Annotated in this window: 18 protein-coding genes; 9 read left to right on the top strand and 9 right to left on the bottom strand. The window is 61.7% G+C overall.

Features of this window, described 5'->3' with window-relative positions; genetic code table 11:
* Positions 1–46 precede the first annotated feature (46 nt).
* Positions 47–1,024 (bottom strand): quinone oxidoreductase, encoded by a 978-nt coding sequence (locus AOA60_RS21700; RefSeq protein ID WP_099586155.1) that lies wholly within the window; start codon positions 1,022–1,024, stop codon positions 47–49.
* Positions 1,025–1,183: 159 nt separating this feature from the next.
* Here AOA60_RS21700 and hemF point away from each other — a divergent pair, with 159 nt between their 5' ends.
* Entirely contained in the window at positions 1,184–2,116 is a 933-nt protein-coding gene (hemF, locus tag AOA60_RS21705; RefSeq protein ID WP_099586156.1) for an oxygen-dependent coproporphyrinogen oxidase, read from the top strand.
* Positions 2,116–2,934 (top strand): shikimate dehydrogenase, encoded by an 819-nt coding sequence (aroE, locus tag AOA60_RS21710; protein ID WP_099586157.1) that lies wholly within the window; start codon positions 2,116–2,118, stop codon positions 2,932–2,934. The genes hemF and aroE overlap by 1 nt, the downstream gene beginning before the upstream one ends.
* A gap of 16 nt (positions 2,935–2,950) precedes the next feature.
* On the opposite strand, the gene AOA60_RS21715 is transcribed toward aroE, so the two are convergent.
* The 3 genes from AOA60_RS21715 to betC all read right to left on the bottom strand — a co-directional run bounded on the left by AOA60_RS21715 (position 2,951) and on the right by betC (position 7,252).
* The gene (locus AOA60_RS21715; RefSeq protein ID WP_099586158.1) at positions 2,951–4,519 is read right to left on the bottom strand and encodes a SulP family inorganic anion transporter; all 1,569 of its coding nucleotides are present in this window, start codon (positions 4,517–4,519) and stop codon (positions 2,951–2,953) included.
* A 287-nt stretch (positions 4,520–4,806) separates the two neighbouring features.
* Positions 4,807–5,721 carry a choline ABC transporter substrate-binding protein gene (choX, locus tag AOA60_RS21720; RefSeq protein ID WP_099586159.1) on the bottom strand — a complete coding sequence of 305 codons (915 nt, stop codon included), beginning with the start codon at positions 5,719–5,721 and terminating at the stop codon, positions 4,807–4,809.
* Between the two features lie 16 nt (positions 5,722–5,737).
* Positions 5,738–7,252, bottom strand: a complete 1,515-nt coding sequence (betC, locus tag AOA60_RS21725) for a choline-sulfatase (RefSeq protein WP_099586160.1) — start codon at positions 7,250–7,252, stop codon at positions 5,738–5,740.
* 103 nt (positions 7,253–7,355) lie between these two features.
* Between betC and AOA60_RS21730 the strand changes: the two genes are divergently transcribed.
* The 6 genes from AOA60_RS21730 to AOA60_RS21755 all read left to right on the top strand — a co-directional run bounded on the left by AOA60_RS21730 (position 7,356) and on the right by AOA60_RS21755 (position 12,960).
* The gene (locus AOA60_RS21730) at positions 7,356–8,306 is read left to right on the top strand and encodes a LysR family transcriptional regulator (RefSeq protein ID WP_099586161.1); all 951 of its coding nucleotides are present in this window, start codon (positions 7,356–7,358) and stop codon (positions 8,304–8,306) included.
* Positions 8,307–8,337: 31 nt separating this feature from the next.
* A complete protein-coding gene (locus tag AOA60_RS21735) occupies positions 8,338–8,667 on the top strand; it encodes a DOPA 4,5-dioxygenase family protein (RefSeq protein ID WP_099586162.1) in 330 nt (109 codons plus the stop codon).
* A 96-nt stretch (positions 8,668–8,763) separates the two neighbouring features.
* Positions 8,764–9,723, top strand: coding sequence for a 2-dehydro-3-deoxygalactonokinase (locus AOA60_RS21740; RefSeq protein ID WP_099586163.1), 960 nt, complete (start codon positions 8,764–8,766; stop codon positions 9,721–9,723).
* Between the two features lies 1 nt (position 9,724).
* Positions 9,725–10,345, top strand: a complete 621-nt coding sequence (locus AOA60_RS21745; protein ID WP_099586164.1) for a 2-dehydro-3-deoxy-6-phosphogalactonate aldolase — start codon at positions 9,725–9,727, stop codon at positions 10,343–10,345.
* Between the two features lie 48 nt (positions 10,346–10,393).
* Complete coding sequence (dgoD, locus tag AOA60_RS21750) at positions 10,394–11,542, top strand: galactonate dehydratase (protein WP_099586165.1); 1,149 nt, start codon at positions 10,394–10,396, stop codon at positions 11,540–11,542.
* Between the two features lie 113 nt (positions 11,543–11,655).
* Positions 11,656–12,960, top strand: a complete 1,305-nt coding sequence (locus AOA60_RS21755; protein WP_099586166.1) for an MFS transporter — start codon at positions 11,656–11,658, stop codon at positions 12,958–12,960.
* A 37-nt stretch (positions 12,961–12,997) separates the two neighbouring features.
* On the opposite strand, the gene AOA60_RS21760 is transcribed toward AOA60_RS21755, so the two are convergent.
* The 4 genes from AOA60_RS21760 to trpB form a co-directional block, all read right to left on the bottom strand.
* Positions 12,998–14,656: a BBE domain-containing protein gene (locus tag AOA60_RS21760; RefSeq protein WP_099586167.1), complete on the bottom strand. Its 1,659-nt coding sequence runs from the start codon at positions 14,654–14,656 to the stop codon at positions 12,998–13,000.
* Positions 14,657–14,826: 170 nt separating this feature from the next.
* Complete coding sequence (locus tag AOA60_RS21765; protein WP_099586168.1) at positions 14,827–15,267, bottom strand: anti-virulence regulator CigR family protein; 441 nt, start codon at positions 15,265–15,267, stop codon at positions 14,827–14,829.
* Between the two features lie 135 nt (positions 15,268–15,402).
* Positions 15,403–16,212 (bottom strand): tryptophan synthase subunit alpha, encoded by an 810-nt coding sequence (gene trpA, locus AOA60_RS21770; RefSeq protein WP_099586169.1) that lies wholly within the window; start codon positions 16,210–16,212, stop codon positions 15,403–15,405.
* Complete coding sequence (trpB, locus tag AOA60_RS21775; RefSeq protein WP_099586170.1) at positions 16,212–17,438, bottom strand: tryptophan synthase subunit beta; 1,227 nt, start codon at positions 17,436–17,438, stop codon at positions 16,212–16,214. Before trpB ends, trpA begins: the two co-directional genes overlap by 1 nt.
* Before the next feature lie 110 nt (positions 17,439–17,548).
* On the opposite strand from trpB, the gene AOA60_RS21780 reads away from it, so the two are divergent.
* Positions 17,549–18,460: a LysR family transcriptional regulator gene (locus tag AOA60_RS21780; protein ID WP_099586171.1), complete on the top strand. Its 912-nt coding sequence runs from the start codon at positions 17,549–17,551 to the stop codon at positions 18,458–18,460.
* On the opposite strand, the gene AOA60_RS21785 is transcribed toward AOA60_RS21780, so the two are convergent.
* Positions 18,457–18,783 (bottom strand): YqjD family protein, encoded by a 327-nt coding sequence (locus AOA60_RS21785; protein ID WP_003170746.1) that lies wholly within the window; start codon positions 18,781–18,783, stop codon positions 18,457–18,459. The genes AOA60_RS21780 and AOA60_RS21785 overlap by 4 nt on opposite strands.
* Positions 18,784–18,845: the final 62 nt, after the last annotated feature.

An 18,845-nucleotide genomic window follows, 5' to 3' on the forward strand; every position in this document is an offset into this window, starting at 1 on the left:
GACAACACGGTCAACTGTGGGAGGGGGCTTGCCCCCGATGGGGCCCTCAAGGCAACAGAATGGTCGACCCCGTGGTACGCCGCCCCGACAACTCCGTCTGCGCCTTCGCCGCCTCCGCCAGCGAATACCGCTGGTTGATATCAATGCGCACCTTGCCGCTTTTAATCATCAAAAACAGATCATCCGCCATCGCCTGCAAGTTCGTCGGGTTGTTGGCGTAGGTCGCCAAGGTCGGACGGGTGACGTACAGCGAGCCTTTGGCCGACAGTATCCCCAGGTTCACGCCATCCACCGCGCCCGACGCGTTCCCGAAGCTCACCACCAATCCACGTGGCGCCACGCTGTCCAGGGACGTCAGCCACGTATCCTTGCCGACGCCGTCGTACACCACCGGGACCTTTTTGCCGTCGGTCAATTCCAGCACGCGCTTTGCCACGTCTTCCTTGCTGTAATCAATGGTTTCCCAGGCGCCGAGGGATTTGGCCAAAGCGGCCTTTTCTGGCGAACTCACGGTACCGATCAACTTCACGCCCAGCGCCTTGGCCCATTGGCAGGCCAGGGAGCCCACACCCCCGGCAGCGGCGTGGAACAGGATGGTTTCGCCGCCCTTCAGTTCATAGGTCTGGCACAGCAGGTACTGCACAGTCAGACCTTTAAGCATGGCCCCGGCGGCTTGCTCGAAGCTGATATCGTCCGGCAGGTGCACCAGGTTGGCGGCGGGCAATACGTGCAGTTCGCTGTAGGCGCCAAGCGGGCCGCTGCCATAGGCCACGCGGTCGCCGACCTTGAATTGGCTGACTTCGCTGCCAACGGCGTCAACCACGCCGGCGCCTTCTGCACCCAGGCTGGACGGCAAGGCAGGCGGCGCATACAGGCCGCTGCGGAAATAGGTGTCGATGAAGTTCAGGCCAATGGCCTCGTTACGCACCCGAACCTGCTGCGGGCCCGGCTCCGCCGGCGTGTAGTCGACATATTCAAGTACATCGGGGCCGCCATGGGCGCTGAACTGGATACGTTTTGCCATCTGCCTTCTCCTTGGTTCGAACTCGCGTAGCCGCCTATCGAACTCCTAAGCTTGATCTTCGTCAACTGCGAGGGCATAGGGTGCGGTGTTATCCTGTGCGCCCATTTGCCGCCGACGCCCAATGGCCTCGCGTAGCTTTGCCCGATTCAAGGTGATGCCATGACTACCCGCACCGAGGCTGTAAAGGCCTACCTGCTTGACCTGCAAGACCGCATTTGCAGCGCCCTGGAAACCTTCGAGACGGACACTCGCTTTATCGAAGACGCCTGGACCCGGCCTGCCGGCGGCGGCGGTCGCACCCGTGTGATCGAAAACGGCGCGGTGATCGAAAAAGGCGGCGTTAACTTTTCCCACGTCTTCGGCAGCGGCCTCCCACCCTCCGCCAGCGCACACCGCCCTGAACTGGCCGGTCGCGGCTTTGAAGCCCTCGGCGTGTCGCTGGTGATCCACCCGCACAACCCCCATGTGCCGACGTCCCACGCCAACGTGCGCTTTTTCATCGCCGAAAAAGAGGGCGAAGAGCCGGTGTGGTGGTTCGGCGGCGGCTTTGACCTCACCCCGTATTACGGCAACGAAGAAGACTGCATCCACTGGCACCGCGTGGCCGAGCAGGCCTGTGCGCCGTTCGGGCCGGACGTGTACTCGCGCTACAAGGCCTGGTGCGATACCTATTTCCACATCAAGCACCGCAACGAGCCCCGTGGCATCGGCGGGCTGTTTTTCGATGACTTGAACGAGTGGGACTTCGACACCTGCTTCGCCTTCATCCGCGCCATCGGCGATGCCTATATCGATGCCTATCTGCCGATCGTGCAGCGCCGCAAGGCCACGGCCTATACCGAGCAGCAGCGCCAGTTCCAGGAATTCCGGCGTGGCCGCTATGTTGAATTCAACCTGGTCTACGACCGTGGCACGCTGTTCGGCCTGCAATCGGGCGGGCGTACCGAGTCGATCCTGATGTCGTTGCCGCCGCAAGTGCGCTGGGGCTATGACTGGAAAGCCGAGGCCGGCAGCGAAGAAGCGCGCCTCACCGATTACTTCCTGCAAGACCGCGACTGGCTCGGCCTTGCCGCGCCTAAGGCGACCGTCTGATGGATCGTTATGTCGTATTCGGCAACCCCATCGGCCACAGCAAGTCGCCGCTGATTCACCACATGTTCGCCGAGCAGACCGGCGAACAATTGGACTACAGCACCTTGCTTGCTCCCCTGGAGGATTTCACCGGGTGTGCCCGTGAGTTTTTCCTGCAAGGGCGTGGCGCCAACGTCACTGTACCGTTCAAGGAAGACGCCTACCGCCTGGCCAACAACCTCACCCAACGCGCCCAACGCGCCGGGGCGGTGAACACGCTGAGCAAGTTGGCCGATGGCACGCTGCTGGGTGATAACACCGACGGCGCCGGCCTGGTGCGCGACCTGACGGTCAACGCCGGGTTGAGCCTGCAAGGCAAACGCATCCTGTTGCTGGGTGCCGGTGGCGCGGTACGCGGGGTGTTGGAGCCGTTGCTGGCTGAGCGACCTGCTTCCTTGATCATCGCCAACCGCACCGTGGCAAAGGCCGAGTTGCTCGCTGAACTGTTCGACGACTTGGGCCCGGTGTCTGCCAGTGGTTTCGACTGGCTGCGTGAGCCGGTGGACGTGATCATCAATGCCACGTCTGCCAGTCTGTCAGGCGATGTACCGCCCATTGCCGGCAGCCTGATCGAACCGGGTAAGACCTTTTGCTACGACATGATGTACGCCAAGGAGCCGACCGCGTTTTGCCGTTGGGCGTCCGAGCAAGATGCTGCGGTGGCGATGGATGGCCTGGGCATGCTGGTTGAGCAGGCGGCCGAAGCGTTTTTCCTGTGGCGCGGTGTGCGCCCGGAGTCGGCGCCGGTGTTGGCTGAGCTACGTCGTCAGTTAGCCTGATACATTTGAACCGCGTTCAGTTCTCGAAATGGAGGGGGCATTTGTCGGCCCCTTCCAGCTTCTTCAGTTCTTCCACTACCTGCGGCCGCGCCCCGCGCAATGTCAGGCTACGCCCCAGCCCCTTCAATCGCCGCGCCTCCTGGTGCAGCATCTCCACCCCGGAATAGTCGATAAAGTTGATCTGCTGCGCTTCGATCACCACCCGCTCGCCCTGCAAACGTTGCAGGCGCACTTGCAGGTAGTGGCTGGCGCCGAAAAAGATCGAGCCGCCGACGCGCAATACGTCGTCGCGACCGTCGCGCCATTGCTGAACCCGTGGCTGCGACGTGCGTTTGAGATAGAAAAACAGTGACGCCAGCACCCCCGCATAGATCGCCGTTTGCAGCTCCAGCAGCAAGGTGGCGACGAAGGTCAGGCTCATCACCACAAACTCGGCGCGGCTGACCCGGAACAATGCGCGAATCCCGCGGTGATCCACCAGACCCCAGCAAATCAGCAGGATGCTCGCCGCCATGCTCGGGATCGGAATATGCGCGATCAGCGCAGCGCCAAATAACGCAAACAGCGCCACCCACAACGCGGAAAACATCCCGGCCAACGGCGAGCAGGCACCCGCCTCATAGCTGAGGCCCGAGCGGGTAAAGGACCCGGCCGACAAGTAGCCGGAGAAAAATCCGCCGATGATATTGGACAAACCCTGCGCGCGAACTTCTTGATTCGCGTCGAGCAACTGTTGCGAACGTGCCGACAACGAGCGGGCAATCGACAGGCTGGTCACCAGCCCCAGCATGCCCACCGCCACGGCGCTGGGTAGCAGGCGCAGGATCATGTCCAGGTCCAACGGTAACGGGCTGAACGGCGGCAGTTTGCCGATAAACGAACTGACCAATGCCACATGCCCGAACATCGCCGGCCACAGCCATGCGGCGACGCTGCTTAAGGCCAGTGCGATCAACAGTGTCGGCCAGCGCGGCACCAGGTACTTGAGCACTGCGCCCACCAGCAATGTACTCAAGCCCAAGGCGAGCGAGGCGTGGTCCCATTGGCCGCCATGCTCGATCAACGCCAGCAGGCTATTGATCGCCGTGGCCTGGCTCGGCAAGTCCAGCCCCAGCAGATTGGGCAGCTGACCGAGCGCGATCACGACGGCGGCGCCCAAGGTGAAGCCCAGCACTACCGAATGAGAGACAAAGTTCACCAGCGCGCCAAAGCGCAGCATGCCCAGCAACCACTGGAACACCCCCGCGAGGAACGTCAGCAATAGGATCAAGGTGATGTAGTCCTGTGAGCCCGGTACGGCCAGTGGACTGACACTGGCATACAGCACGATGGAAATCGCCGCCGTAGGGCCGCAGATCAAATGCCAGGACGAGCCCCACAGGCAGGCGATCAGCACCGGAATGATGGCGGCATACAGGCCGTACTCCGGTGGGAGACCGGCGATCAGGGCGTAGGCAATCGACTGCGGCAGGGCAAGCACGGCGCCACTGAGGCCCACCAGCGCATCCCGGCCGACACTGGCACGGGTTTGGCGTGGGAGCCAGCTGAGGAAGGGGAACAGTGTGTGGCGGTTGGGCCGTGGCATCAGAGGCTCGGATTTAAAGGGTTAAACCAGAATAACATTGGGCTGCACGTAGATACCGTCTAGAGCCTCACCGGGCAAGCGCAAGCTTCGGATCGTAGCAGCTGTCGAGCCTTGGCGAGGCTGCGTAGCGGACGTATTGACACCCCGCGATCTGCGGGGCGCCAACGCAGCCTCGCTTGCGCTCGACAGCTGCTACAAGGCGAAATGTGCGCTTGCCCGGTGAGGGTGAAGACGGTATCTACGACCCGAAACTTGAAGACGGGATCTACAGGGGAAGGCAGCAGGCGTTAGAGTTTGGCTTTGACTGCGGCCAATGCATCCTGGCCATCCACGGTTTTAACCCCATCAAGCCACTTATCCAGCACAGCCGGATTGGCCTTGATCCACGCCTTCGCAGCCTCGGCATTGCTGACCTTGTTGTTGGCCACCTCGGCCATGATGCTGTTCTCCATTTCCTGGGTAAAACTCAAGTTGGTCAGCAGTTTTCCTACGTTCGGGCAGGCCTGTGCATAACCCTTGCGAGTCAGGGTGTACACGCTGCCTGTGTCACCAAAGTACTTTTCCCCGCCTTTGAGGTAGTGCATTTTCAACTGCACGTTCATTGGGTGCGGGGTCCAGCCGAGGAAGGTGACGAAGCGTTGTTTTTTCACCGCCCGTGACACTTCAGCCAGCATCGCCTGTTCGCTGGACTCGATCAGTTTCCATTGGCCGAGCTCGAAGTCGTTCTTCTTGATGATTTCCTGCAACGAGATATTTGCCGGCGCGCCGGAGCCGATGCCGTAGATCTTCTTGTCGAACTTGTCGGCGAATTTGTTCAGGTCGGCAAAGTCATGCACGCCCGCGTCCCACACGTAATCCGGCACGGCGAGGGTGAACTCGGTGCCGTCGAGGTTTTTTGCCAGTTGCACCACATCGCCGTTGGCCACGAACTTGTCGTAAAACCCCTGCTGCGCGGGCATCCAGTTGCCCATGAAGACATCCACCTGGCCGTCCTTGAGCCCGCCAAAGGTAATCGGCACCGCGAGGGTGTCGACCTTGGGTTTGTAGCCCATGCCCGTCAGCAGAAAACCGGTGATGGCGTTGGTGGCCGCGATATCGCTCCAGCCTGGATCGGCCATTTTCACGGTTTCACAGCTGGTGTCTGCATACACATTGGCGCTGCCCAGCACCAGCATGCCCACTATCACAGATAACTTTTGCATGGCCTTCCCTCTGTATTTATTGGTTTTGGCAGGGTTGTGGATAACGTGCCTTGCGCTCCAGGTCATCGAGGTCGATATGGTTGCGCATGTACTGCTGACTGGCGTCTACCAGTGGCTGGTGATCCCAGCTCTTCAGCTTGCCTTGGGTCAGCGCCTCGAATACCAGGCGCCGACGGCGTTGGCTGGCGAGCACCTGCTGGTGGATCGCCGGGATGTCCCATTTGGCCCGCGCTTCACTTAAAAACGCCTCGAACAGTGACCGATGCTGCGGTGACTGGCTGAGATCTTCCTGCTCGTGCGGGTCGTTGTGCACATCGAACAGCAGGCAGGGATCGTCTTCGCTGTAGATGAATTTATAGGCGCCCCGGCGAATCATCATCAGCGGGCTGATGGTGCCTTCGGCCATGTACTCGCCAAACACTTCGTCGTGCCCGCCCTGCCCTTGCAAGTGCGGGACCAGTGAGCGGCCATCCAGTGGCAGGTGTGGGTCGAGTTCGCCGCCGGCCAGTTCCACCAGGGTCGGCAGCAGGTCGGCGGTGGACACCGCGTGGGAAACGCGGCCCGCCGCAAACTGCCCCGGTGCACAGACCAGCAGCGGCACGCGGGCGGCCATTTCAAACCAGTGCATTTTGTACCAGAGGCCGCGCTCGCCGAGCATGTCGCCGTGGTCACCGGAGAACACGATGATGGTGTCGTCGGCCAGGCCGGTGTCTTGCAGGGTTTGCAGCAGCTTGCCGACATTGCTGTCGATGTAGCTGCAGGCACCGAAGTAAGCCCGGCGCGCATCCCGGATCTTATCCACAGGCAGCGGCTTGTCCCATAGGTCGTAGACCTTGAGTAGGCGTTGGGAATGCGGGTCGAGATCAGCTTGCGCGGGTGTTGCAGGCAACGGGATGTCGTTGTCGTCGTACAGATCCCAGAATGGCTTGGGAATCGTGTACGGGTCGTGGGGATGGGTCATCGACACGGTCAGGCAGAACGGCTGGTCGCCGTCTTCACGAATATGGTCGAACAGGTACTGTTGAGCCTTGAACACCACCTCTTCGTCGAAATCCAGCTGATTGGTGCGCACGCAGGGACCGGCTTGCAGTACCGAGGACATATTGTGATACCAACTTGGGCGCACGTCCGGCTCATCCCAGTTCACCGCCCAGCCGTAGTCAGCGGGGTAGATGTCGCTGGTCAGGCGTTCTTCATAGCCGTGCAACTGGTCCGGCCCGCAGAAGTGCATCTTGCCCGACAGCGCCGTGCGGTAGCCGAGGCGCCGCAGGTAGTGGGCATAAGTCGGTACATCGGCGGGCAAATCCGCCGCATTATCGTAGGCGCCGATCTTGCTCGGCAATTGGCCGCTGACCAAGGTGAAGCGCGACGGCGCGCACAGTGGGCTATTGCAATAGGCAGCGTCGAACACCACGCCTTGTTCGGCGAGGCGGCTGAGATTTGGCAGCTTGATCGGGGAAGATCCGTAGAACGGCAGCATCGGCGCGGCCATTTGATCGGCCATGATGAAAAGAATGTTCTTGCGCTTCATGGGTTCTCGGCATTCCATAGGCGGTGTTTATGCGAATGAGCATGCGGCCCATTGAAAATGGGGTAAAGCCCATAAAAAGCAATGTCTAGGATAAGCACAGCTTATGTATGAGTCCCTGGGTGACCTGTCTCTCGACCTGCTGCGCGCATTTGAAGCGGCGGCACGCCATCGCAGTTTTACCGCCGCCGCGATGGAGCTGGGCACCACCCAGCCCGCGATCAGCCAGCAGATCAAGCGCCTCGAAGAACAGCTGGCGGTGCGCCTGTTTGATCGCATCTATCGCGGTATCGAACTGACGGACGCCGGCGCCCTGCTGTTCGAGCACGTGCAAGGTGGCCTGCAGAGCATCAATCAGGGCCTCAGCGCCATCACCCAGCAGGACCAGCACGAAGTGCTGCAAGTGGCCACCGACTTCGCCTTCGCCGCCTACTGGCTGATGCCGCGCCTGCACCGCTTCCACCAGGCCAATCCTCAGGTCGATGTGAGCCTGGTGACCAGTGAACGCAACCACGCGACCCTGCGCAGCGACATTGACGTGGCGGTGCTGTTTGGCGACGGCCGTTTCAAGCAGGGCGACAGCCTGTGGCTGTTCAATGAGGAAGTGTTTCCGGTGTGCAGCCCGCAGTGGCTCAAGGCGCAACCCGCACCACTGACCCTGCAGAACTTGCACGATGTGCCGCTGCTGCACCTGCGCCAGGAAAACAACAGCCAGTGGTTCGACTGGAGCGGCGTGTTCCGCGAGCTGGGCATCACCGCGGCGCCCACCCCCGGCCAGCTGCGCTTCGACAACTACACCCTGCTGATCCAGGCGGCGATTGCCGGCCAGGGCGTGGCCATCGGCTGGCGCCATTTGGTGGATAACCTGCTGGAGCAGAACTGGCTGTGCCGACCGATCAGCGACACCGTGATCTCACGTTTCGGCTACTACGTGGTACAGCCCCAGCGCAAACGCCGGGGGCAGTTGGTCGAGCGTTTTGTCGAGTGGCTGGTGGCCGAGCAGGCCAGCAGCGCGCAGTCGTTGACCGGGCTGGCCCTGCCGTCGATTGCGGTCTAGGATTTGGCGCATATTGGATCCGGAGTCCGTCATGCAACGTATCAAGGGCTATCACGCCCATATCTACTTTGACGCAAACACCCTTGAGCAGGCGCGCACCCTGTGCGAAGACGCTGCCAAACTCTTCCCGCTGCGCATGGGGCGTGTACACGAAAAGCCCGTCGGCCCGCACCCGGACTGGAGTTGCCAATTGGCATTCGACGCCGAATACATCGGCGTCGTGCTGCCGTGGCTGGTGATCCATCGCGACGGCTTGGTGGTGTTCCTGCACCCGGATACCGGCGACGATTTGAAGGATCACACCGACTACGCGATCTGGATGGGCGCCATGCGTGACCTGAACTTGTCAGCCTTTTCTTAAATTTTGTCCCTGAATGTGGGATTGATATTTATATATTGAGACTTTCTCGCCCATAGGTTTATATTCGCCGCATCCGCTCTGAACTCAGGTGAAGCGATGCAGGCGCAATTGATCGCGCTCGATTGGGGGACCAGCTCCCTTCGTGCTTACAAACTCGGCCCCGCTGGCGTGGTGTTGGAACAACGCTCGCTGGCGTCGGGCATCATGCATTTGCCCAGTGAGCCCCGGGACATCGCCGGCGTGCGTTGCAGTGACGGTTTTGAATTGGCCTTCGACGCGGCATGCGGTGACTGGCTCGACGCCCAACCCGGCTTGCCGGTGATTGCTTGCGGTATGGTCGGCAGCGCCCAAGGCTGGAGCGAAGCGGCTTATCGCAATACTCCGGTCGATGTCGCCAGCCTCGGCCAGGCTCTGCATACCGTGCGCAGCCTGCGCGGTGTCGATGTGCACATCGTGCCGGGTGTGATCGAGCAGGTCGGTTTGCCCAATGTGATGCGCGGCGAAGAAACCCAAGTGCTGGGCGTGCTGCAGGGTCTGGGCGCTGAAGTGTTGATTGGCCTGCCGGGCAGCCACTCCAAGTGGGTCGAGGTCGTCGATGGCCGTATCACTCACTTCGATACGTTCATGACCGGTGAAGTCTTCGCCGTGCTGAGCAAGCACAGCATCCTCGGCCGCACCCAAAAGACCCCCGAAGCCTTCCAGGCCGACGCCTTTGACCGCGGCGTGCACGTGGCGTTGTCCCAAGACGGCCAGCGCGGCGTGCTGTCGACCTTGTTCAGCGCCCGCACCCTGGGGCTCACCAGGGAACTCGCTGGCGACCAGCAGCCCGATTATCTGTCTGGCCTGTTGATCGGCCACGAACTCGCCGGCCTGCCGGCCAGTGCCCGCAAGACCCCCATCATTCTGGTGGGCGCCGCACCGCTGTGCGCCCGCTATCAACGCGCCCTCGCCCTTTGCGGCTTCGCCCACGTCAGCCTGGCGCAGGAAGCCACCGAGCGCGGCCTGTGGCAACTGGCCGTGGCGGCCGGGCTGGTTCAACCTGTATCGGAGGCCTGACATGCTCAAGCAAGCACTCGCACAAAACGGTTTGATCGCAATCCTGCGCGGCCTGCGCCCGGATGAAGCCCAGGCGGTCGGCCGGGTGTTGTATGACGCCGGTTTCCGCGTGATCGAAGTCCCGCTGAATTCGCCGGACCCGTACACCAGCATCCGCACCCTGCGCGACAGCCTGCCCGCCGATTGCCTGATCGGTGCCGGCACGGTGTTGACACCCGAACAGGTCGGGCAGGTCAAAGCGGCTGGCGGCCAAGTGATCGTCATGCCCCACAGCGATGCCAAGGTGTTGCGCGCCGCCAAAGCGGCGGGCCTTTACCTGTCGCCGGGTGTGGCCACGCCGACCGAAGCCTTTGCGGCCCTCGCCGAAGGCGCCGACGTGTTGAAGTTGTTCCCAGCCGAGCAAATGGGCCCGGCGGTGATCAAGGCGTGGTTGGCGGTACTGCCGGCGGGCACGCTGCTGTTGCCGGTAGGCGGCATTACCCCGGACAACATGCAGGTGTTTACCGACGCCGGCGCCAAGGGGTTCGGGCTGGGTTCCGGGTTGTTCAAGCCGGGTATGACAGTGGATCAGGTAGCGAGCCGTGCCCAGGCTTATGTCGCCGCCTGGAAAGCCCTGAGCTGATATCAAGTTCCGCGCCCACAGGCGCCGCATCTATAAGAGAGATAACAGATGAAAATCACCAAACTGACGACCTATATCGTCCCGCCGCGCTGGTGCTTCCTCAAGGTCGAGACCGACCAGGGCGTGACCGGCTGGGGTGAGCCCGTGGTCGAAGGCCGCGCACACACCGTGGCGGCTGCGGTTGAAGAATTGTCTGACTACCTGATCGGCAAAGACCCACGCAATATCGAAGACATCTGGACCGTGCTCTATCGCGGCGGCTTTTACCGTGGCGGCGCCGTGCACATGAGCGCCCTCGCCGGTATCGACCAGGCGCTGTGGGACATCAAGGGCAAGGCCCTCGGTGTGTCCGTCAGCGACCTGCTGGGCGGCCAGGTGCGCGACAAGATCCGCGTGTACTCGTGGATCGGCGGCGACCGTCCGGCCGACACCGCTCGCGCTGCCAAAGAGGCCGTGGCTCGCGGTTTTACCGCCGTGAAAATGAACGGCACCGAAGAACTGCAGTTCGTCGACAGCTTCGAAAAAGTCGACCTTGCCTTGGCCAACGTGGCGGCCGTGCGAGATGCGGTCGGCCCTAACGTGGGTATCGGCGTCGACTTCCATGGCCGGGTGCACAAGCCCATGGCCAAGGTCCTGATGAAAGAACTGGACCCGTACAAACTGATGTTTATCGAAGAACCGGTGCTCAGCGAAAACTACGAAGCGCTCAAGGAACTCGCACCGCTGACCAGCACGCCGATTGCCCTGGGCGAGCGCCTGTTCTCACGGTGGGACTTCAAGCGCGTGCTCAGCGAAGGCTACGTCGACATCATCCAGCCGGACGCCTCCCACGCCGGCGGCATCACCGAAACCCGCAAGATCGCCAACATGGCCGAAGCCTACGACGTGGCCCTGGCCCTGCACTGCCCGCTGGGCCCGATCGCCCTGGCGGCTTGCCTGCAACTGGACGCGGTTTGCTACAACGCGTTTATCCAGGAGCAAAGCCTGGGCATTCACTACAACGAGAGCAACGACTTGCTCGACTACGTGCGTGATCCAGGCGTGTTCGACTACGACAAGGGCTTCGTGAAGATCCCCAACGGGCCGGGCCTGGGCATTGAGATCAACGAGGAATACGTGATCGAACGCGCGGCTATCGGCCACCGCTGGCGCAACCCGATCTGGCGCCATGCCGACGGCAGCTTTGCCGAGTGGTGATTTCTGCCTGAAAGAACACGCTCAAGAATGTGGGAGGGGGCTTGCCCCCTCCCACACTTGATCCGGTTTCTTCAGAAGGCCCACCTCAATAAACATAAGAAGAGGCAACCCCCATGCACCCTGAATCCCTCACCGGACAGGCGCCTTTAGTCACGCCTACCCGAAAGCGCTACTTCATCATGGTGTTGCTGTTTATCACCGTGGTTATCAACTACCTCGATCGCAGCAACCTGTCGATTGCCGCGCCGGCGTTGACCAGTGAGTTGGGGATCGACCCGGTGCACGTCGGCCTGATTTTCTCCGCGTTCGGCTGGACCTACGCTGCCATGCAGATCCCCGGCGGCTGGCTGGTGGACCGCGTGCCGCCGCGCATCCTCTACACCGCCGCCTTGCTGTTGTGGTCCATCGCGACCGTGATGCTCGGTTTCGCCGCCAGCTTCATTGCGCTGTTTGTACTGCGCATGGCTGTGGGTGCGCTGGAAGCCCCGGCCTACCCGATCAACAGCCGCGTGGTCACCACCTGGTTCCCTGAGCGCGAGCGCGCGACGGCGATCGGTTTCTACACCTCCGGGCAGTTTGTCGGGCTGGCGTTCCTCACGCCCGTACTGGCCTGGCTGCAACACTATTACGGCTGGCACATGGTGTTTGTCGTCACCGGTGGCGTCGGTATTTTGTGGGCGGCGATCTGGTACGCGGTGTACCGCGAGCCAAAGGACTTCAAAGGCGCCAACGAGGCTGAAATCCAACTGATCCGCGACGGTGGTGGCCTGGTGGATATGCAGGCGCAAACCGTCAAGGCGCCGTTCAGCTGGGTCGACCTGGGCATCGTGCTGAGCAAGCGCAAACTCTGGGGTATCTACCTGGGGCAGTTCTGCCTCAACTCTACCCTGTGGTTCTTCCTGACCTGGTTCCCAACCTACCTGGTGAAATATCGCGGCATGGACTTCATCAAGTCCGGTTTGCTGGCATCGCTGCCGTTCCTGGCTGCGTTCGTGGGTGTGCTGTGCTCGGGGATTTTTTCCGACTGGCTGATTCGCCGGGGTGCGTCGGTAGGCTTTGCGCGTAAGTTGCCGATCATTGGCGGGTTGTTGATTTCCACAGCAATCATCGGCGCCAACTATGTGGACTCAACCGCATGGGTGATCGCGTTCCTGGCGGTGGCGTTCTTTGGTAACGGCCTGGCGTCGATTACCTGGTCACTGGTGTCGACCCTGGCACCGGCACGGTTGCTGGGCCTGACGGGGGGCGTGTTCAACTTCATCGGCAACCTGTCCGCGATTGCCACGCCGATCGTGATTGGTTTTCTGGCCAGCGGCGATTCGTTCGCGCCAGCGATTACCTATATTGCGGTGCTGGCGTTGCTTGGGGCGTTGTCCTACATCCTGCTGGTGGGCAAGGTCGAACGGATCCAGTTGTAAAAGAAGGGCGACCCCAGGGTCGCCCTTCTTTTTTGGATTACGGCACCGACATCTCGTTGCGGAACACATTCAACGGGTCCCAGCGCTGTTTGGTACGCCGCAGGCGGCTTTCGATGATCAGATTCGGAAAGAAGATGCGGTACCAATGGGGGTTTTTGGCATTGGCGGGGTTGCCACCAAGGTGCGTCATGTCCAGGTCCGGGTAATTGATGTAGCAACCCTCGAACTCGCTGTTGATCGGCACGCCGCCGTCATTGGCAAAAGCGCTGAAATAAAGCCCCTGGATCCAACGTGCGTGAGCCTGGTCCGAGGCGGCGCTGGCATCGCGCCAATAACATTGCGGTTGCCACTTCAAATAAGAGGAGCGCTGCGCCGCCGACGATTCTCGACGTACTCCCGGAGCGGGATCATTGATGCGCCCTCCAAAGGATTGGATCTGGATCAGGCTCTGGGTCAGGTCGTTATCGGGGTCGTCCAGGGTTAACGTGTCCCATATGGCTTGCAGCACCTGGGGTGTAAACCCTCCTTTTTGGTAGGCCGACTTATACCGGCCACGTTGGTTATCCCCCGAGCCATTCAATGCCTGCTGACACGGCAGCCAATCCAGGCGCCGAGCAGCGTCCCGCGCAGCGGGTAAGGCATTGATGGTGCGCCCGCCGGCACTGCCGCGCGGCAGGTGGATTACGTGAAACGGCACCAGAGATTCGGTGGCGGGCAGTGCAATGGCGGCGAGCATCCGGGTGACGAAATCGTCGAAAGGTGCCTGGTCGTTGAGTTCGCCATCCTTGTCCACGTAGTGGATGCCCAGCGTCAGGTTGCCCGTGTGCTGATGGCGCATCTCTAGCTTGGTCGCCAGCCCCCAGGTGTCCGGGTTGCTCTGATTGTTGGCAAACCACAGCTGATAGGCGGCCAACAGGTTGTCGAGTGCCGGCTTGGTCAATAGCGCCCAGTCCCATTCCAGCACCAGCCAAAGCACCTCTTTGGGGGCGTCCGGCAATGCCTTGAAGTAATAGCTGGTAATGATGCCGAACTGGCCGCCCCCCGCACCGCAGCATGCGGCGAACAGGTTGAGTTCGTCTGGATCCGTGCTGTCACGGCAGACGTGCAGCGGTATCAGTCCGTTGCCCTGGGTATTGGGTACCAGCATGTCGACGCCGTCCAGCCAGTCGCAGACCAGCCCGTGTTTGCGTGACAACAGCCCGTAGCCGCCCCCGCAAATATGCCCGCCCAGCCCGACCGAATAACACGAGCCGCCCGGCAGCGTCTTGCCCGCCAGTTTGTACAGCGCGACATAGGCATCCCAGTTCTGGCCGCCGGCTTCCAGGCGAAAGGCATAGCGATAGGGCAAGCCCGTCACCAGTTGAGACTCGATTTGCCCATTCGGGTCATAGGCCAGTTGGTTCATCTGCCCGATATCCAGAATCGACAACACTTCGCCGGGGGAATCGGGCATTTTGTTGGCGACAAATCCCTCGTAGCAGTGGCCGCCGCTGCGCACGGTAATCCGCCCGTTGGGAACCGCCAACGCCTGTGCTGCAGCGTCGATGATGTCCTGGGGGCTGTAGCAGAGGTAAATCAGGTTGGCGCCATTGGGTGACGATTGGCCCTGAACGTTGCCCAGTGGCCAGCGCAGGTTGAAGCCTTTCTGCAGAGTGGTGTGGCGGCGGTCCGAAGCGGTGATGAGATCAAATGCCATGATGTACTCCTGAGAGCCAAGGATGACTTCTGATGCAGCTAACTTAACGACCGGGAGGCAAGGAATGTGGGGCTTGCGAGGTGGTTAGACGGCAAGAGGCATGAAGTGCGTTGAAGGGTGAGCAAAACGCTCACCCTTCAAGCCTAGCGGACATTCGAGAGGTTATTCGGTCAGTTCAGCACACCGTCCAGAATCTCGTAGACGATGCCTGTACCCACAGCAATCAACACCACATCCGGTCCCGAACGGCGCCATTCGTAACCCTGGTACACCGGCAGGCGGGCCAGGGCGCGGTTGTCCAGGCGTTCGCCGTAATAGCCGCGAGGCAGTGGCTCGCCGCGAACCAGGCGCACATTTGGCGGCGGCGGTACGCCCCGGGAGAACTGGCCATGGTTGTCGTGGATGATCTGGCGCACCGGGCCGAAGTCCTGGGGTGGGCCGCCGCGACGGTTGGCCTGTGGGCCACGATGGTCGTCGCCCCGTTGCTCGTGCTGGCCTTGCGGGCCGCCACGGTCATCACCTCGCTGGTCAGGCGGCGCGGCTTGCACCAGAGCGCTGGCGCCAAGCACCAGCACGCCAAGACCTGCAATCACGGTTTTGGGCATTTTCATCGGGTATTCCTCAGGGCACACAAACAAAAAAGGGACGTCGAACGCAGTTCGAAATCCCTTGGTCTTGCTGTTTAGGCCGTGAAGCGCCGAGTTGATTCCTCTGTATCAGGAACTTTACCTCTGGCTACATGGCGCTTACTTACGGGCGTTACGCACACCTTCCGACAGCGCCGCGCAATGGCTCAACACCCCGTCGATGGCTTGCTGGTTGTTGCTGGCATTGGCGATGTGATCGATCAACGCTGATCCCACTACCACACCGTCCGCCAGGCGAGCGATGGCCGCGGCTTGTTCCGGCGTGCGGATACCAAAACCGATGCTAATCGGCAGGTCGGTATGGCGGCGCAGGCGGGCCACGGCTTCTTCGACGTGCTCCAGGGTGGCTGCACCGGCGCCGGTCACACCGGCCACCGAGACGTAGTACACAAAACCGGAGCTGCCGTTGAGGACGGTCGGCAGGCGCACGTCGTCGGTGGTCGGCGTGGTCAGGCGGATAAAGTCGATACCTGCCGCCTGGGCCGGGTCGCACAGCTCGCCGTTATGTTCCGGGGGCATGTCGACCACGATCAGGCCGTCGACACCGGCTTCCTTGGCGTCGGCGATGAACGTGGGCACGCCGTATTTGTGGATCGGGTTGAAGTAGCCCATCAACACCAGCGGGGTGTCGTTGTTGTCTTTGCGGAACTCGCGAACCATCTGCAGGGTTTTCAGCAGGTTCTGCTTGGCTTCCAACGCCCGGATGTTGGCCAACTGGATGGCTGGGCCGTCGGCCATCGGATCGGTGAAGGGCATGCCCAGCTCGATCACATCGGCGCCGGCGGCCGGCAGGCCCTTGAGGATTGCCAGGGACGTGTCATAGCCAGGGTCGCCAGCGGTGACGAAGGTCACCAGGGCGGCGCGGTTTTGTTCTTTGAGTTGGTCAAAGCGCGTTTGCAGGCGGCTCATCAGTGTTTCTCCTGCTGGGACTGTTCCATATGGTGCATCACGGTCTGCATGTCTTTGTCGCCACGGCCGGACAGGTTGACCACCATCAGGTGATCCTTGGGCAGGGCCGGTGCGCGTTTGAACACTTCGGCCAGGGCATGGGCGCTTTCCAGGGCAGGGATAATCCCTTCCAGGCGGCAGCATTTGTGGAAGGCATCCAGCGCTTCGTCGTCGGTCACCGAGGTGTACTGGACGCGGCCGATGTCGTGCAACCAGGCGTGTTCCGGGCCGATGCCAGGGTAATCCAGGCCGGCGGAAATCGAGTGGGCGTCGATGATCTGGCCGTCGTCGTCCTGCAGCAGGAAGGTACGGTTACCGTGCAGTACACCCGGTACGCCACCGTTGAGGCTGGCCGCGTGCTTGCCGGTTTCGATGCCGTGGCCGGCGGCTTCCACGCCGATGATCTCGACGCTGGTGTCGTCCAGGAACGGGTGGAACAGGCCCATGGCGTTGGAACCGCCGCCGATGCACGCCACGAGGCTGTCCGGCAGGCGGCCTTCCTGGGCTTGCAGCTGGGTGCGGGTTTCCTTGCCGATCACGGCCTGGAAGTCGCGCACCATCGCCGGGTACGGGTGTGGACCGGCCACGGTGCCGATCAGGTAGAAGGTGTCGTCGACGTTGGTCACCCAGTCACGCAGCGCTTCGTTCATGGCGTCTTTCAGGGTGCCGGTGCCGGCAACCACCGGGATCACTTCGGCGCCCAGCAGCTTCATGCGGAACACGTTGGCCTGCTGGCGCTCGATGTCGGTGGTGCCCATGTAGATCACGCATTGCAGGCCGAAACGCGCGGCGACGGTGGCGGTGGCCACACCGTGCATGCCGGCGCCGGTCTCGGCAATGATGCGTTTTTTGCCCATGCGCCGCGCCAGCAGGATCTGGCCGATGCAGTTGTTGATCTTGTGCGCGCCGGTGTGGTTGAGCTCTTCGCGCTTGAGGTAGATCTTGGCGCCGCCGCAGAACTCAGTCAGGCGCTCGGCGAAATACAGCGGGCTTGGACGGCCCACATAGTCGCGCTGGAAGTAGGCCAATTCCTCGTTGAATGCCGGATCGATCTTGGCCGCTTCGTATTCGCGGGCCAGGTCGAGGATCAACGGCATCAGGGTTTCGGCAACGTAGCGGCCGCCGAATGCGCCAAACAGGCCGCTGGCGTCAGGGCCGTTGCGTAGATCGGTCTGGGACTGAGTCATGGGACGCTCCAGGAAAAAAGGTGTGTAACTGACAATGAGGGCCACTCTACCCCTGACGCTCCCGACTGAAAACCGATAAGATCGCCGTAACCTGTCAGGAAAACTCACAGATGAGCCGAGACCTTCCACCCCTCAATGCCCTGCGCGCGTTTGAAGCCACCGCGCGGCTCAACAGTGTCAGCCAAGCGGCTGAGCAGTTGCACGTGACTCACGGAGCAGTCAGCCGACAGTTGAAGGTGCTTGAGGAACACTTGGGGGTCAGTCTGTTCATCAAAGACGGGCGCGGCCTTAAACTCACAGATTCCGGCGTTCGGCTACGGGATGCCAGCTTCGAGGCATTCGAGCGGTTGAGGGATGTATGCGCCGAACTGACCCAGGCCAGCGCCGACGCGCCGTTTGTGCTCGGCTGCTCGGGGAGTTTGCTGGCGCGCTGGCTGATCCCGCGCTTGGGGCGTTTGAACTCAGACTTGCCGGACTTGCGCCTGCACCTGTCAGCAGGTGACGGCGACCTTGATCCTCGGCGCCCCGGCCTGGATGCCCTGCTGGTTTTCGCCGAGCCACCGTGGCCGGCGGACATGCAGGTGTATGAGCTGACCAGTGAGCGCATCGGCCCGGTGATGAGCCCGCGCTTCAACGGTTACGAACGGCTGCGCCAGGCGCCCGCCTCGTCTTTATGTGGCGAAGCGCTGCTGCACACGACCTCGCGCCCCCAAGCCTGGCCCAGTTGGGCGCAGCAACACGGCATCGAACCCGGCGCGTTGAAACACGGCCAGGGTTTTGAGCATTTGTATTATTTGCTGGAAGCAGCAGTGGCCGGGCTGGGTGTGGCGATCGCGCCGCAGCCGTTGGTGGCCGAGGACGTGCGTGCAGGTCGGCTGGTGGCGCCGTGGGGTTTCAGTGAAACCCCGGCGCACCTGGCATTGTGGCTGCCCAAACGCGCCGCAGACGGGCGCGCCGGGCAACTGGCGCAGTGGCTCAAGGCTGAGCTTTCGCGCCAGCCGGGGAGCCAGCCGGGAAGTTAGTCACCACGCTTGCACAGCAGATAAGCGGCGAGCAGGCCCAATGCACCGACAGCCACACCGGCTGTAGTCCATGGGTGCTCTTGCGCGTAATCCCGGGTAGCGACACCGGTTTCACGGATTTTGACTTTGCTTTCTTCATAGGCGTCGCTGATCAGGTGGCGGGAGTGCTTGAGGGCATTCTCGGCATTGCTTTTCAGGGCCTTCAAGGTTTTGCGCGACTCATCCGACGCATCGTCCTTGAGGCTTTCAAGGGACTTGAGCAGGCTCGAAATCTCGGCTTCCATGCTTTCCAGCGACGCTTTGCGTAAAGAAGTGTTGGCCATGTGGACTCTCCTGAAGTGATTGAGTGGCGTGTGTAGATACCGACTCCAGCGGTTTCAGAAAG

This window comes from Pseudomonas sp. 2822-17 (assembly GCF_002742485.1).
Taxonomy (GTDB): domain Bacteria; phylum Pseudomonadota; class Gammaproteobacteria; order Pseudomonadales; family Pseudomonadaceae; genus Aquipseudomonas; species Aquipseudomonas cyclaminis.

Coding starts and splice junctions, on each gene's coding strand:
- AOA60_RS21765 (WP_099586168.1), bottom strand. CDS start 15,267: ATGAAAATGCCCAAAACCGTGATTGCAGGTCTTGGCGTGCTGGTGCTT.
- AOA60_RS21700 (WP_099586155.1), bottom strand. CDS start 1,024: ATGGCAAAACGTATCCAGTTCAGCGCCCATGGCGGCCCCGATGTACTT.
- AOA60_RS21755 (WP_099586166.1), top strand. CDS start 11,656: ATGCACCCTGAATCCCTCACCGGACAGGCGCCTTTAGTCACGCCTACC.
- hemF (WP_099586156.1), top strand. CDS start 1,184: ATGACTACCCGCACCGAGGCTGTAAAGGCCTACCTGCTTGACCTGCAA.
- trpB (WP_099586170.1), bottom strand. CDS start 17,438: ATGACTCAGTCCCAGACCGATCTACGCAACGGCCCTGACGCCAGCGGC.
- AOA60_RS21735 (WP_099586162.1), top strand. CDS start 8,338: ATGCAACGTATCAAGGGCTATCACGCCCATATCTACTTTGACGCAAAC.
- AOA60_RS21715 (WP_099586158.1), bottom strand. CDS start 4,519: ATGCCACGGCCCAACCGCCACACACTGTTCCCCTTCCTCAGCTGGCTC.
- AOA60_RS21745 (WP_099586164.1), top strand. CDS start 9,725: ATGCTCAAGCAAGCACTCGCACAAAACGGTTTGATCGCAATCCTGCGC.
- betC (WP_099586160.1), bottom strand. CDS start 7,252: ATGAAGCGCAAGAACATTCTTTTCATCATGGCCGATCAAATGGCCGCG.
- aroE (WP_099586157.1), top strand. CDS start 2,116: ATGGATCGTTATGTCGTATTCGGCAACCCCATCGGCCACAGCAAGTCG.
- trpA (WP_099586169.1), bottom strand. CDS start 16,212: ATGAGCCGCCTGCAAACGCGCTTTGACCAACTCAAAGAACAAAACCGC.
- AOA60_RS21760 (WP_099586167.1), bottom strand. CDS start 14,656: ATGGCATTTGATCTCATCACCGCTTCGGACCGCCGCCACACCACTCTG.
- AOA60_RS21730 (WP_099586161.1), top strand. CDS start 7,356: ATGTATGAGTCCCTGGGTGACCTGTCTCTCGACCTGCTGCGCGCATTT.
- AOA60_RS21785 (WP_003170746.1), bottom strand. CDS start 18,783: ATGGCCAACACTTCTTTACGCAAAGCGTCGCTGGAAAGCATGGAAGCC.
- AOA60_RS21740 (WP_099586163.1), top strand. CDS start 8,764: ATGCAGGCGCAATTGATCGCGCTCGATTGGGGGACCAGCTCCCTTCGT.
- AOA60_RS21780 (WP_099586171.1), top strand. CDS start 17,549: ATGAGCCGAGACCTTCCACCCCTCAATGCCCTGCGCGCGTTTGAAGCC.
- choX (WP_099586159.1), bottom strand. CDS start 5,721: ATGCAAAAGTTATCTGTGATAGTGGGCATGCTGGTGCTGGGCAGCGCC.
- dgoD (WP_099586165.1), top strand. CDS start 10,394: ATGAAAATCACCAAACTGACGACCTATATCGTCCCGCCGCGCTGGTGC.